Annotated in this window: 14 protein-coding genes and 1 pseudogene; 3 read left to right on the plus strand and 12 right to left on the minus strand. The window is 41.3% G+C overall.

What is annotated here, in order from left to right:
* Positions 1–13: 13 nt before the first annotated feature.
* The 6 genes from OIT45_RS11230 to OIT45_RS12660 form a co-directional block, all read right to left on the minus strand.
* Positions 14–943, minus strand: a complete 930-nt coding sequence (locus OIT45_RS11230; protein WP_199405014.1) for a replication initiator protein A — start codon at positions 941–943, stop codon at positions 14–16.
* On the minus strand, positions 930–1,160 hold the full coding sequence (locus tag OIT45_RS11235) for a helix-turn-helix domain-containing protein (RefSeq protein ID WP_135411978.1): 231 nt from the start codon (positions 1,158–1,160) through the stop codon (positions 930–932). Before OIT45_RS11235 ends, OIT45_RS11230 begins: the two co-directional genes overlap by 14 nt.
* 553 nt (positions 1,161–1,713) lie before the next feature.
* Entirely contained in the window at positions 1,714–2,112 is a 399-nt protein-coding gene (locus tag OIT45_RS12655; protein ID WP_199405015.1) for an IS30 family transposase, read from the minus strand.
* A complete protein-coding gene (locus OIT45_RS11240; protein WP_264340088.1) occupies positions 2,099–2,329 on the minus strand; it encodes a hypothetical protein in 231 nt (76 codons plus the stop codon). Before OIT45_RS11240 ends, OIT45_RS12655 begins: the two co-directional genes overlap by 14 nt.
* The gene (locus OIT45_RS11245; RefSeq protein WP_199405017.1) at positions 2,310–2,453 is read right to left on the minus strand and encodes a hypothetical protein; all 144 of its coding nucleotides are present in this window, start codon (positions 2,451–2,453) and stop codon (positions 2,310–2,312) included. The genes OIT45_RS11240 and OIT45_RS11245 overlap by 20 nt, the downstream gene beginning before the upstream one ends.
* 48 nt (positions 2,454–2,501) lie before the next feature.
* Complete coding sequence (locus tag OIT45_RS12660; RefSeq protein ID WP_413743299.1) at positions 2,502–2,753, minus strand: helix-turn-helix domain-containing protein; 252 nt, start codon at positions 2,751–2,753, stop codon at positions 2,502–2,504.
* Positions 2,754–2,993: 240 nt separating this feature from the next.
* Between OIT45_RS12660 and OIT45_RS11250 the strand changes: the two are divergent.
* Positions 2,994–3,809 (plus strand): annotated as a pseudogene (locus OIT45_RS11250) (ParA family protein).
* Between the two features lie 83 nt (positions 3,810–3,892).
* Here OIT45_RS11250 and OIT45_RS11255 read toward each other — a convergent pair.
* The 4 genes from OIT45_RS11255 to OIT45_RS11270 all read right to left on the minus strand — a co-directional run bounded on the left by OIT45_RS11255 (position 3,893) and on the right by OIT45_RS11270 (position 8,650).
* Positions 3,893–4,096 (minus strand): CsbD family protein, encoded by a 204-nt coding sequence (locus tag OIT45_RS11255; RefSeq protein ID WP_264340089.1) that lies wholly within the window; start codon positions 4,094–4,096, stop codon positions 3,893–3,895.
* 103 nt (positions 4,097–4,199) lie between these two features.
* Positions 4,200–5,009, minus strand: a complete 810-nt coding sequence (locus tag OIT45_RS12595) for a CPBP family intramembrane glutamic endopeptidase (RefSeq protein WP_277426395.1) — start codon at positions 5,007–5,009, stop codon at positions 4,200–4,202.
* Positions 5,010–5,261: 252 nt separating this feature from the next.
* A complete protein-coding gene (locus OIT45_RS11265; protein WP_264340090.1) occupies positions 5,262–7,568 on the minus strand; it encodes a hypothetical protein in 2,307 nt (768 codons plus the stop codon).
* Positions 7,569–8,350: 782 nt separating this feature from the next.
* Positions 8,351–8,650: a hypothetical protein gene (locus OIT45_RS11270; protein ID WP_199405060.1), complete on the minus strand. Its 300-nt coding sequence runs from the start codon at positions 8,648–8,650 to the stop codon at positions 8,351–8,353.
* Positions 8,651–8,812: 162 nt separating this feature from the next.
* Between OIT45_RS11270 and OIT45_RS11275 the strand changes: the two genes are divergently transcribed.
* Positions 8,813–9,004 carry a transposase gene (locus OIT45_RS11275; protein ID WP_264330248.1) on the plus strand — a complete coding sequence of 64 codons (192 nt, stop codon included), beginning with the start codon at positions 8,813–8,815 and terminating at the stop codon, positions 9,002–9,004.
* A 2-nt stretch (positions 9,005–9,006) separates the two neighbouring features.
* Positions 9,007–9,834: an IS3 family transposase gene (locus tag OIT45_RS11280; protein WP_264329899.1), complete on the plus strand. Its 828-nt coding sequence runs from the start codon at positions 9,007–9,009 to the stop codon at positions 9,832–9,834.
* A 553-nt stretch (positions 9,835–10,387) separates the two neighbouring features.
* Here the strand turns inward: OIT45_RS11280 and OIT45_RS11285 are convergent.
* Both OIT45_RS11285 and OIT45_RS11290 read right to left on the minus strand, forming a co-directional pair.
* On the minus strand, positions 10,388–12,442 hold the full coding sequence (locus tag OIT45_RS11285) for a hypothetical protein (protein ID WP_264340091.1): 2,055 nt from the start codon (positions 12,440–12,442) through the stop codon (positions 10,388–10,390).
* 236 nt (positions 12,443–12,678) lie between these two features.
* Positions 12,679–13,323: a class A sortase gene (locus tag OIT45_RS11290; protein ID WP_264340092.1), complete on the minus strand. Its 645-nt coding sequence runs from the start codon at positions 13,321–13,323 to the stop codon at positions 12,679–12,681.
* Positions 13,324–13,404: the final 81 nt, after the last annotated feature.

A 13,404-nucleotide genomic window follows, 5' to 3' on the forward strand; every position in this document is an offset into this window, starting at 1 on the left:
GATTTAATTTTGATTACCCAACGGTTGATCCAAGTAGAAATTTATCAACTTGCATTGTTATTCCCTGACTCAAATACGTAAAATACTTTTTCGAATCTACTACACGTTGATCTGCAACTTTCTTAGCATTGTCGAAAGACATATCGAGCGCAGCTTCTACTCCCAGTGCCCCAACACGAGAGTATCCTTCGTCTTTTGCTCTTCTCAACTTCCAATAAGCATCGACAATTGCATTTACAAGTTCAAACGTGCCGGAAGGATTTTCAATCTCCCAATCAAAAAGATAAGTCCAAACATGGGTTGACTGAATCCAGCGTTCATCGGAAATTAATTGGTTAATTTTTACCACCATGGCATCGTTGCTTGTAATTTTTTGTTGCGTTTCTCGCGCGTGATTATCTGTTATCTCATCATCCTCATCACTTAGGAGTCCTAGTTTCGGTAACTCAGTATTAGTTAATTCAGTCTCGTTAAACTCAGTATCATTAGGGTTCAGAATATGAACCTCTTGAAGTCCAAATTCTGAACTTCCGGGGGTTCGTAATTCAGACTTCCGGAGGTTCATATTTTGAACTTCCGCGTCGTTACTGGCCTCAACCTTGTGGAAAACTACTTGTCCTACATACAACCGATTTGGTTTGTTTATGCCCTGTTGAACTTCTTCCAACAAGTCATACTCTTGTAACTCCCTTTTGATCTGGATTGCCTTTGTTTTTCCAACTGCGAGAATATCCCGAATGTCATCTAGTGTGCAGTAAATATAGATGAATCCATCGTCGTCGACCCAATCATTTTTAAAAGATAGTTCGAATCGATCACGTAAGATTCCATACAAGTATTTAGCATGTACGGACATTGGCTTGTAAAAGTCGTCATAAATAAATGCTTTTGGACTTTGAAAAAAACGCTGTCCATTTGCTTCGCTTGCACTAATCCGATTCATTTGAAGCCTCCTTGGCCTTTCTTAGCAAGTCATCCACGCTTAATCCCATTACATCGGCGATAACTTCTAGGTTTTGAGGGCTTGGCTTATAATTTCGCTTGGTAACAGCATTGGATAATGTTGTTCGAGCAATCCTATCCCCACTACGCCTCCTAAACTCAGCTTGAGTCATACCGTTATGTTTTAAGTAGTCGCTCACGACCTTACCAATATCCATATCAGACCTCCTTATGTACCCGCGTCCCGTTTTAGGGAAAATAATAAAAATTTTTAGACCATCACTTTAGTAATGGCCTTCTATTTTGCTGACAGACATTCTATTTTTTAAGGAAAAGACTTGCTTGAATACTGCTGCATAAATATGAATTTAAACAAAAAAATAAGCCTGCCGAATCGGCAGACCTAAGTCCGTGAAAATCACGTAAAAATTAATATGTCAGGAGTGTTAAGATTGTTAAAATACAACAGTCGAATCTGTACACAAGTCTCAAAAAAATCCCCGCCACATCAACGTTTTCGTTCCGATTTGACAGGTTTATTTTTCAATGTTTCGTTGATATTTTAAGGCACATGTCAAGAGTAAATTGAACAATTGTTTATAATCCAACGAATTTAAGACGAAAATAACGGCTAGAAACATTATGATATCAATGTTTCTAGCCGTTATTTACATTTTATTTACAATTTTAAATTTTGGTGGTTTTGACTGCACGATTTTGGCCTCGATGCCGATAAATTGAAAAATAAAACTGTAATGATTGCTAACTTAATTATTTATGTCTGGCTTTATTTTGTCTATTTTTTGCCTTATTGAATTCGTGTTCTGCCGTCCTATAGTTATGTAACTTTAATGAATGATTATTTATTTTCTTAATTACTTCATTCAATTCGGTTTGTGTGACGTTCTTGAAGTTCGTACCTTTTGGAAAATATTGTCGCAATCTGCGATTGCCGTTCTCACTTGATCCACGTTCCCATGCTGAATAAGCGTGCGCTACATACTGTTTGATTTTGTACTGGGAAAATAACAAGCTTACTTGGTTGTTTAAGAATTCGGCGCCACGGTCATGTGTTATGCTGTGGCATTGATCACCGTACATGCTAATAAATGATTCGATGGCTCGCGATATATCAGTGGAACGTTTTGATTTTGTTCTAATAGCGACCATATAGCGCGTTTTGCATTCTACAAACGGTTAATACCAGGTAGCTCGACTGTTTCGATTTAACGCCATCCATTTCCCAATGGAATGGCGTTTGACGGTTATTTATGGGCTTGGGACGCTTATCAATTGATACCCAGTAATGCTTTTGCTTTGCTGATAGTTGTGCGGCTTCCTTGTCACGAGCTCGTTTAAGTGCGTCCTTACGACTCTTTTTGCTCAAACTTCGTCGGTGTCTGCCCAGCCATCGGTAAGTGTGTTTCCGGCGTTACACCCGGAATCTTATAGATTGTTCGAGTTGTCACATGCATCGTTCGAGATGTGTTTGCAATCATTTCTGGTGTCATGCCTCGTTCTAAGGATATACGAAGTTGCTGTTTTTTGGCCTCTGTCAGTCAGCTCGTAGCATGGGACCTGTTAGCTAAATCCTGCGCTTGAAGAGCGTCGTATGGCTTGCTGTACTTAAAATCTTCACTAAAGGTAATTGTTTGCGTATGACGGTTAATTTCCTGGTATATTGCACTGCGTGAGTACCCTAAATAGTCCGCAATTGATTGTATACTTGCTCTTTCTGCAAGCATACGTTGAATGACGGCACGATCAGCTTGTGATAAATGCTTGAAACTTCTCATGTTTGTAACCTCCATAAATCTAAAAATTTGAACATGAGTTCAAGCATTATTTTATAATTACAGAAAATTTGAAATCACTTTAACATATTTTGGTATAACAATTTTATTTACGTGGAAAAAAGTCTACTTTGATTCTTTTTACCACTTTTGATTGGGTCAATCTCTTTTGATATTCTTCAATTACTTACTAAACGGAACTACTAAATAGTAATTGAGGGTTTGCCTCTATAGAATACGATTAGGAGGCTTAATGATATGAAGATTGTAACGTTTTTAGCTGAAAAAGGTGGCGTTGGTAAGACCATTATGACTTATGAATTTGGTGAGTATCTGGCTAAAGAGAAGCAACACAACGTGTTGTTGGTTGATGTGGATCAATAACTTTCACTCTCAGAAACTTACGGCCTAGTTGACCAACAACAACACTCTAGTGTCAATATGTTTCGCAATATGGGTGTCAAAATTCACCACATGTCTGACAATCTAGATTTGATTCCTGGGAGCTTTTTGTTAGAATCACTAGATGTTGAGCTCATGCAACAGGATAATCACCTACATACTTTGATTTTTTGGTTAGAGGACTTTGATAATATCCACAACTGGGAACAATATGATTACATTATTTTTGATACCCACCCAGATTTTAAGGCTGTGAATCGAGCTGTGGTCATGGCCTCAGATGTTATTATGATGCCGATTGAACCGGAACGGTTTGGCATCTCAGCACGCACAAAATTAGAGAATCGCATCGCTCTTTTTAAAGAGAACAATCGCAATCCATTGAATAGAAATGAGTCTTTGGTTACCGCTGAGTTGTTATTCTTCAATAATAAAATTAATAAACGCCGAATTCATTCACAGAAATTATTGGCAGACACGGCCGACGACCCCAAGGTTGTCGCTAATGTACCAGAGCGTGAGCTTTTTAAACATTCCATCGATCAAAGTGTCTCACTAGTTGATATGGCACATGGTAAGCTAAAGGATCCACGCATGACTGACCTATTCATCCAAGTCTTTGGTGCCTTTGATAATATGAAAGCAGTCATAGACAGAACAAATGCATTATAAATGCCAAAAAAGAGGTTCGATACGTATCGAACCTCTTTTTGTTAGGAATTACATTTTTTTACGCTTAGGAAAATAAGTCCGGATTATGACTTATCGCCGTCAATCTTTTCCTTAACCTCTTCCACAAAGCCTTCGGCCTTGTCTTTGAGATTGCCCAAGGCTTCTTTGGCCTTTCCGGCAAGGTTTTGGGCTTTGCCCTCACCTTCTAGGTGCTTATCACCTGTAGCGTTACCTGCAAATTCTTTAGCCTTACCAGCTACCTTATCTACTTGATCATCAATTGACATAAAATTATTCCCCCTTTGTTAGATTGCTATAATCGTAGTGCAACCGTAGGCTGCACGTCAACTAAAATTTTGCCAGGGATAAGTGACAACTACCAATGCCAAGTTAATCATTGGTATTAAACTTGGCTAAGTTAGTCTCGTTCATAGATGGTCGCAACATCCAAATCGAAACAATGAATACAGGCAGGAAGGCAGTGATTAGGTCCCACCATGAACTGGTGCCACCGGCTGAACTGAAGTTGTACGTGCTGTCTAGCAGAGCGTGCCAGAAGATTGGTACCCACAAAGAGCCAGTACGGTAGTACATAACGGTGAAAATTAGGCCTAGGACAACTGCGTACAACACTTGTTGTACCGTTTCAAGCAAGCCTTGACCACCACCAATGAAGTTAATCAGATGTAGCAGTCCGAATACAATTGAACTCAATAAGGCCACATTGATAGCTTTGTATTTGCCGTTCTTAAGAATGGTTACTAACAAAACTAGCAAGGTTCCTCTCACTAAGAATTCCTCAAAGAAACCTGGCTGACTTCCCATTAGAATATTATAGATTGTTTCACTCAGACTAGTTTTGGGTAAGTTTGTAATCGTATCCGCAATTTGATCCCTAAACGACCAAGCAAAGGTTAAAAACAGTAGTGCCAATGATAGCCAGTCGATATCCTGACGAAGTCTAAAGTGGAATTTAATACTGCGCCAGTTTTTTATGATGTAGAGCGGTAAAACTGACAAGGCAAGAGCATATACAAAATAAATGACCGCCCCCAATAACGTTGGCCCATCGTTCTGCAGTAGTCCTAACGCTCTACCAAACAAACCGAAGCCTTTGTCTCTGACCACCACCAGTAGCTCAATGACTACATAGCTAATGATTAGCAATAAACTTATCTTAGATTTATACGTTAACTTCATAACCTTTTCTCCATCCGTAAATTTTCATTACCCAATGGATATTACAGAAATTTGACAAACTATACTAATTTACTTTTTGTGAGCTATAAGCAAAAAATAGTCAGTATGTATTTTTTCTCGCCTTCTTTGGGTTTCAGCGTGGCTAGTAGATGTTGCTGATTGCAGGATTTTAGTGTCCGTCACACTCGCTTAGGATTGCTATTGATTAAAAAAGACGATCATTTTACGACCGCCTTTTCTACATTATTTTGGTTAATTATGTGTCTTAATCACTTGTTGTAACGTCTTGTTATGCCCTTCATTTGCAGCTGCTAAACGCTTGGCATCATCGAGACGTTGATTTGCGATAAGCAATTGACCAGCAAGCAAGGTGCGCGCTTCAGTCTTCAAGTCGGCGTCTTTAAATGCTTTGTCGTAGACATCTAGTTTGCCGGCATTCAGATCTTCATCCAAATCGGCCAATGTTGGTTGATTGGTATTAGTTGCTGCTTTTGATTGGCTCGTTGCAGTTTGGTTAGCTTGTAAAGTGGCTGTGCGCTTTTCTTGGGTTGCCAGGCTACTCTTGAGGGTCGCAATTTCATCTTTGGTTTGGCGATTATTCTCCTGAGCCGACATGGTCATGTAGGTGCCACCAACACCAGCTGATAGTGCCACGATAGTGGCTAACACACCACCTGCAATCCAACCAGTGTGTTTACGTGGCTGTTCAGGTGCTGGATCCGGTTGCTGCTGTGCCTGTTGTAAAATAGGCGTGACTAATTCTTGCATGGTCTCAGTTGCTTTAATGGCTTCATCTGCTTTGGTAAACGCCGCTTGCGAACCACGTAACTCTGCCTCACGCGCGATAAGTTGTTGTCGCAATTGCGCATTTTGTTGTGTTAGCTCATCAACGGTTGATTGTAAGGCTTCTTGCCCGTCAGTAATTCTTTGTAGATTAACAGCCTCATTTTGGGCTGCAACAACCTGTGCGTAATTGGTCACGGCCTCATTGTGCTCTGCTAGGAGTGCTTTCTTTTCAGATTTAAGCAGGTCCTCTTGCTCATTAATTAGCTTTTCTAGCATACCTGTTGCATTAGCGCGTAGCTCTTCAACCAACTTATCGATTTGTGCTTGCGCTGTTGCCATTGTGGATTGTACTTCCCGTGTCACGGCCTGTTCACGATCTTGTTGTGCTTCGGCCATCAACGTTTCAATCTTTTGAAGACGCAAAGCGTCGTTCTCTTCAAAAATCACCTGAGGTAATGCTTTTTCTTCTGACTCCGCTTTAGCATCGATTTTGGCCAATTCCGTTTCATGACGTTGCTTTTCAGCCTCAATCGCTTGTTCATGGTCCCGCTTGATCTTATCACGGCGAACGGTTAACTGTTCTTCAGCTCTTGTCGCCAGTTCTTCATCTACACGCTCTTCGACGGTTTGCTTAAGCACCAAATCTGTTGGTTGTTCTCGCCAGGGAACGGTAATTTGATCCTGTAAGTCAGCCACAAGCGCCTGTAGCTTTTGACGATTATTGGCATTAATCTGCTCTTGCATAATGAGGCGCGTGTCATTAAATTGCTTAGCTAAGTTCAACATTGACGCCTCAACGTAATGATCTTCGTGTGGCGCGGGAAGATTAATTTTATCTGGTACATCAAAAAGTGGTACCGTCAAGTCGACCTGATCAAGTGAAATTGACAGGGTTGGCATGTCACCTAAGGTGGGTGTCACTTGTGATTGTGTCTCCGGATTGACAGGATGTGATTCAGCAACCAGCTCCCCTCTTTGAATATCCGACAATGGCATGGTGACTGCCGTTGGCATCTCAGACGTCTCCGTTGCTAGTCCTTCACTTGTTTCACGCAATTCAGATGAATAATTGTCTACCGGCATTTGTACAGCCGAATCCAGCAAATCATGACCCTCAGTCATCTCGGGTAAAATTTCCCCAACGGGATCAACATGCGTGTCAACTGTGGTTAGGGTTGGATCATTAATAATACCTGCTACCGTAATCACATCGTGATTAGTTAAGGCTTTGGCATAATCTGCTTCTTTGGGTAAATTAATCGCTTGGCTGGCTGTTGGTCTGACCCCGTATAGTTTTTCAAAGGGTACCCCATATACTGAGTCATAGTAGTTTAAAATGGTCTCAATATAGCCAACACGTTCATCATAACCAACTCGCTCATCATTAACATTCATAATGGTATGCGCGATAGCATGTGGTAAATGGACAAAATCAGATAAATTAATCGTCAATTGGTGACGATCAACAATTTGCTTTTGTTCAACAACCTTATTGATTTGACCAGTTTGTGGGTAATCATATTCAATCAGCTCGGCCTCAATAGCCCCTTGCTGGTCCGTTAATGTGTCATCAGCAAGTGATAACTTGAATACATTGTCGAATGCTAATAGCGTCAGATAAGGCTTAGTTGCTGAAAACGGCTTGGTAAAGCCGACGCTTGCAAGCAGTGACTGATCATCTTCGTCTTCACACATTTTGTTAAAATGAGCGAGTTGCTTTTTGAGAACACCAGGATCACTGAGTGAGATTTGAAATTGATCGTCAATCAACAAGCCGGAATTGCACTTTTCGTGCTTGATTTCTTAAATAGTTTAGTTAGTTTCATACGTCCGAACTCCCTTTGTGTATTTTACAAGGCATAGCCTAACGTACTTTACGGCTCCTACAAAAAGTGTGCAAAAAAGGCTAGCCCCCATGTTTTAAGGGGGCTAGCCTTTTTACTAAATGAGAAAATTCTAAAAAATGGTGACAACATTTCTGTCATCACCATTTTTTGTGACTCTCTACATCACGTTAATTTTCAATTTTATTGTCGACCAACGCTATTTAGCATGGAGCCACAAAAAATAAAACCAGCGCTAACTCTTGAAACGCATGAAATCATCACTGGCCAAACTATAGAAACCTTATTAGTCAAATAACAGGCACAAACTACATAGATGTTGACACGAATGCCTCTCATCAGAGATAACGTCTAATTTCACCGTCATACATTGAAAAGTTTAATTAGACCTTTCCAATGCATACATCCATCAACAGGTTTAGTATATTGTGTTACAACATAATTGACAAGTGATTTGCAATAGCAATATGGACTGACATTTTTGTATCTAACGGAATTTCTTTTGGCAAAGGCGCACCTTCGTAGTGATGAAAAACTACCCCTTTGCCCTTTCGTATCCCTAAAATACCATAATGCCTTTTTTCTTGGGAAGTACGTCGCCTTATCTTTCTGTTGGTGGAAAGGATGGCTTTCAATGGTGTGGTGCAGCAGCACCAAATCCACGTAATCAGTTCCTAGCAATTCAATGAGCGTGCAACAGAAGCCTTTTTACTAAAATCGAGAGTGCCGAAAGGACTTTCGACCTGATTTTCTATTTAACTTAATAATGTGTGCCTGATACTGAAATGATTTCTTTTGTAATGCATCTGCCTCAGCAAACAACTCTAACAACTTTACGTTTCCAATATGCAAATATCTAGCCAGTTCCTCAATACTGTTTAGACATTTCGCATCATCAACTATATAGGTCCCTTTATTGGAATTTTCCCACAGCAGGCGGCCCCGCTGAAGTACGCGCTCATCGGTTAAGTCACCATTGGCAATGGCTAATAATTCAGGTATCCAATTCATTGTCCAACTCCTTTTTATCATTGCTCTTATGATGAGATTCCGGACTAGTTTTTCTAGTTTGGTAAAATATCATCATAGGAGTATTTTTATTTATGGTTACACGTTATGAGGAGGACTTTAAAAAGTCCATCGTGGAGATGGTTAAAGCGGGCCGTCGGCCCGATGAATTATCCAAGGAATACGGTCCTTCAGCCGATTTCAATTCGGAATTGGGTCAAAAAATATGCGCCTGTAGAAGTGAATGGCGAATCAATATCAGCTGATGAATTGAAGAAGTTGCGTAAGGAAAACGCAATTTTGAAAGAAGAGCTCGAAATTTTAAAACGTGCGGCGGTGTTGCTGGCAAAACATTAGTTTTGCGCGGTAGAAGTGTTGTTTTACCAATTATCCACAAAAATTTGGTACAGGGGCACCGCATCACACGCGTTCTGAGTGCTTTGAAAATTCCAATGTCCACTTACTCTGACTGGATCCATTGGGAGCCGAGCGCACAAGAAATACAACACAACAAATTGAGAATTGCCGTCGAATCAATTTACACAGCCAATAAAGGCATTTATGGTTATCGACGAATTGCTAAAACCATGCGCGACTTATTCAAACTAGCAATCAGCGACCGCTTTGTATGGCAATTGATGAGTGAAGCTGGCTTGAAATCGCGTATGCAAAAGCGATATAACAAGCCTACAACAGTCAATGACAAAGATCAGATGCCAAATCTCATTATCAATCTGGATGACCTAAGTGGCGTAATTACAACTGACATTACGTATATCCAGTTGACCGATAAGACATGGGTTTACATGGCTAGTGCATATGATCCGGAAGACCGTAAGGTGCTGTCGTATCGAATCGCAGATACGATGACAGCTCAACTAGCAACCTCAGTAATCGTTAAGGCGCTAAGACGAGGTGAAAAACCACTGTATGTGCATAGCGATATGGGAAGCCAGTATACCAGCGAATTGTTTGAAAATACACTGGAGTCCATAGGTATTAGGCACTCTTACTCCCGTAAAGGGCACCCTTACGATAATGCCCGCATCGAAAGTTTTCACTCGTTACTCAAGAGGGAGCTGATCTACCAACAGGATTTCGAGAGTATCGCTGATGTGCAAGCCGCTGTTGGATGGTACGTCAACTGGTATAACAACAATCGTATATCACTCCGTGATGCCGCCTAGACCAATTTCTAGATGACATAAACGCGATTATACAAATTTGCCTATACACCGGCGTTTACAAGCACTGACTTTGTGAAGTCCAAAAATCACTCTGACAAGTGCTTATTTGCTATACCCTCAGACTTGTGAAATTCAACAAAATCCAAACTAGACCACCGTAACTCCATAGCCTCCGGCAGGCACAGGGGCAAAACCCCTGGACCCCATTAAAAAATGACCCAAAATCTGTACGAAATCAGGTCATTTTGAAAAATTTTCGTGGTACGAGCCCTAGCGGGCTCTAAAAAGAGGTCCGGAGTCTTGACATCAGAGCCCATTGATATTAACGTACTTACCCGCATACAGGTATTGTAAAATTATCTGAATCTGATAGTGGCGTAAAATAAAAAAGCACTGCCTTCATCAGACAGTGCTCTAAACATACTATTAGGGTCGTAAGAAAAGGTGGTTATTCTTTTGGTACAGGACTAGTTTAACATGCTAAATATCAGTTAACAACCTATTATCGATGTTTCAAACGTGTATTTTTTAATTGCTTATAGGTGCTTTCCAACTACTTCAATAGAGTGACGAACCAGTTGATAGCTTGTTGCACTAGACCAGTTGAACCGGTATTTGGCAATTCTTTTGTTGGCGTCTCTTCCTGGGTTTCCGGCTGTTCAGCGTCTGTGGTGCTATTAGTCACTGTATTGGTAACCTTATCATTGTCGTTAAGCACCATGTGTGCAGTGTTCTTGAAGTTAACCCCATCTTGGTTCGCCTTAACATAAATCAACACCGTATCATTCTTGTAGGCGGTTGTTTTGTCTGCATTTTCAGCATCTGTCGACTTCTTATCGATCTCGAACTGACGATTATTGTCTCCCTTATACTCATAATCATCAGTGACATCCTTGCCGTCTGCATTCACGACCTTATACCCGATGTAATCCACATAATCAGGCAAGGTATCTTGCCACTTCAAACCATTCATGTCCGCAGCTCGGTTAGCCGGCAAATCATCGGCTGTTAATTCATATGTCAACTTTTGCCCATTCTTAACAGCTTTACCAGCAATACTTTGACCCGTGGCAGTCTCTTTCACGCCTAATTCGATATCTTTGTGGGCTTGGAAGTCAACGACTGAGGATTCAACTTCATTCGACTCAAATGTGGTCCCGTCAACTACCAAATTGTAGCTATTCGACAACTTGACGCCGTCCTTGTCGGCGACCCCATAGACCTCAACGGTTGCGACTGGCGTTTCCTTATCAGTATTTCCGTTGATTGTCTTTAGAGCTTCTTCTGTATAGGCAGCCGAGAATTTGCCATCCTTTTCGGAAAATGTGAACTGATCACTAATATCCTTACCATCTTGATCAAATGCCTTCGCACCGGTGTAACTAAACCCGTCTGGTAGCGGATCCTCGTACGCTAACGACTTATACTGATCTCGTCCAGCTGGCAACGCTGATGCACTGAGGGAGTAGCTTAGTGCATCACCAGTCATAAAGACTTGTCCATTAGCAGAACCGTCAATATTCCCCGCGTTAGTTCCTGCGTCGACATCCTTTTGAACATCAGGAACCACTACCAATTTCGTCTTTTGCACAGTCACTTTTGTAGTTGGCTTATCAGGTTCTGTGGGTGCTTGAATCTTTGCTGTTGGTGCAGTTTCTGTCCAACCAGCATATTCATTTGACCCAGTGCCTTGTCGATTTCGCGTTAACAAACGCCCGAGGGTCCAAGTGCCATCGCCGTTGTCCAGCGCATTGTATGGAACGCCAACTGACTCGTTGTTCTTAATCACATACTCATCGGTCTTATTGTTGTGTGAAATGAACTCATTCACCCCATACTTTTCATCTTTGACACTGTCGTAGATGCTTTGGCCAGTATAGGCGGTATCTGCTCCACCTGAGATTTCTCCCTTAGCCTCATCCTTTGGAATGCTTGCTTTAGGGCTTTGGGCGATGACTGTATCCCAAAATCCCGCCCCAAATTTATCAGGATTTTCCTTTTTAAAATCATAAGTCACTTTCGTGACCACGATGGTGTTCTTCTTAGCATCGTAGTGATACGTGTAACTATAATTCAACTTACCATTCAAAAAACCACCATAATAAGCATTAAGGTTGAACACGCCACTTGATGTTTGATCACTTGCAAGCGCATTCATTTGCTTTTGATAATCGGCTAACTGAGATTGGTAGTTTTGGTATTCCGAGGTTGCCTTGTTGAGTTGATCAACTTGCTTTGCGTAATCTTGCTCGATAGCTTGCTTTGCATCGGCCGCTTCACTTGCCTTAACAACCTTTACTTTTTCAGTACCTTCATTAACCGACACACCCGCTGACTTGGCATCTGAAACTGCCTTATCAAGGTGTGTTGCATCCGGGGTCACAGTCAATCCCTTTTGCGTATCATCATTGCTCGACGTTTCGGTGTCTTTACCCGACTGAGTTGAGGCACTACTACTTGAAGAACTATTGTCGGTTGTTTTATCAGCTGCTAGTACGCGCATTGCTGGTAGTGTCGCAACACCCGCCAACGTTAACGTTGCCATCGCCATTGTGGCGTGACGCTTGAATTGCTTTGTTTCCTTATGATTATGACTCATTATCTTCATGTTTATTCTCCCATTTCAATATCAAATTTAAACTAATTTCCTAATCAAATTTAAACTAATTTCCTAGAATAATTGTGGAAAGAGGGCTCTCTCCGAATCACTTGCCTGACTAATTGGTTCACTCTTCACCAAATGCCCTCTTAACAACAAACGATTTTCTGGATGCAACGTAAATAATCCAGGCTCATCACACGTAATCATTGTTAATATTGCTTTCCCATGGCCAACGGAATCGTTCAAAACGTCCCCTTGCTTATATTGACGACCTTACGTCCTGATACGTCATCTGAGGTCTTATTAAACTCATATGTGTAAAGACGTTTTCCATCCGTCAAATAAGCTTTGGGGGATTTATTAACATCAATCCCCTTTTGCATCGGGCTAAAGTATGTCACCCCATTGCCAAAGTTGTGGGCCGCAACTGAGAAGTTACCTTCACCCATGACCTCGCCAGCTGTTGGCGTACCCGTACCAGTTGCGAGTACTTTATTGCTAGCACCTTCATTAATTGGCAGGCTGGTAATGGGTTGCGTAACACCTGCTTGCTTTGGAACGGCAATGTAACCACGACCATACAACTTTTCTGGTTCGTTCCGATACTTCCTTAATTGTGTTGCATTGGGAATCCCGCTATTTTGACTGCCGTAAGCTAAGTTTTTAACTGACTTTAGCTTTTCCGTAGGTTCAATCGTTGTCTTAGACTGCTTTTGAAACGCAGCGGACACTTCTTGCACCTGATGATGGTTATACATATCGAAACCAACCACTGATAACATGCCTAAAGCCAAAACTGAACCACCAACAATCACCCATTTGCGCCAACGTGGTCGTCGTTTTTTTGTTGCCACAACGGTTTGCTTTACTTCCTTATGTAATGGCATTTCACTCTCCTTTCTACTTCAAGCTATACCAGCACAGCCATATCATGATCAAAATCGCAACGAGTGCCGTGACTTCAAAGA

It is taken from the genome of Weissella sp. LMG 11983 (assembly GCF_025908495.1).
GTDB classification, from domain to species: Bacteria; Bacillota; Bacilli; order Lactobacillales; family Lactobacillaceae; genus Weissella; species Weissella fermenti.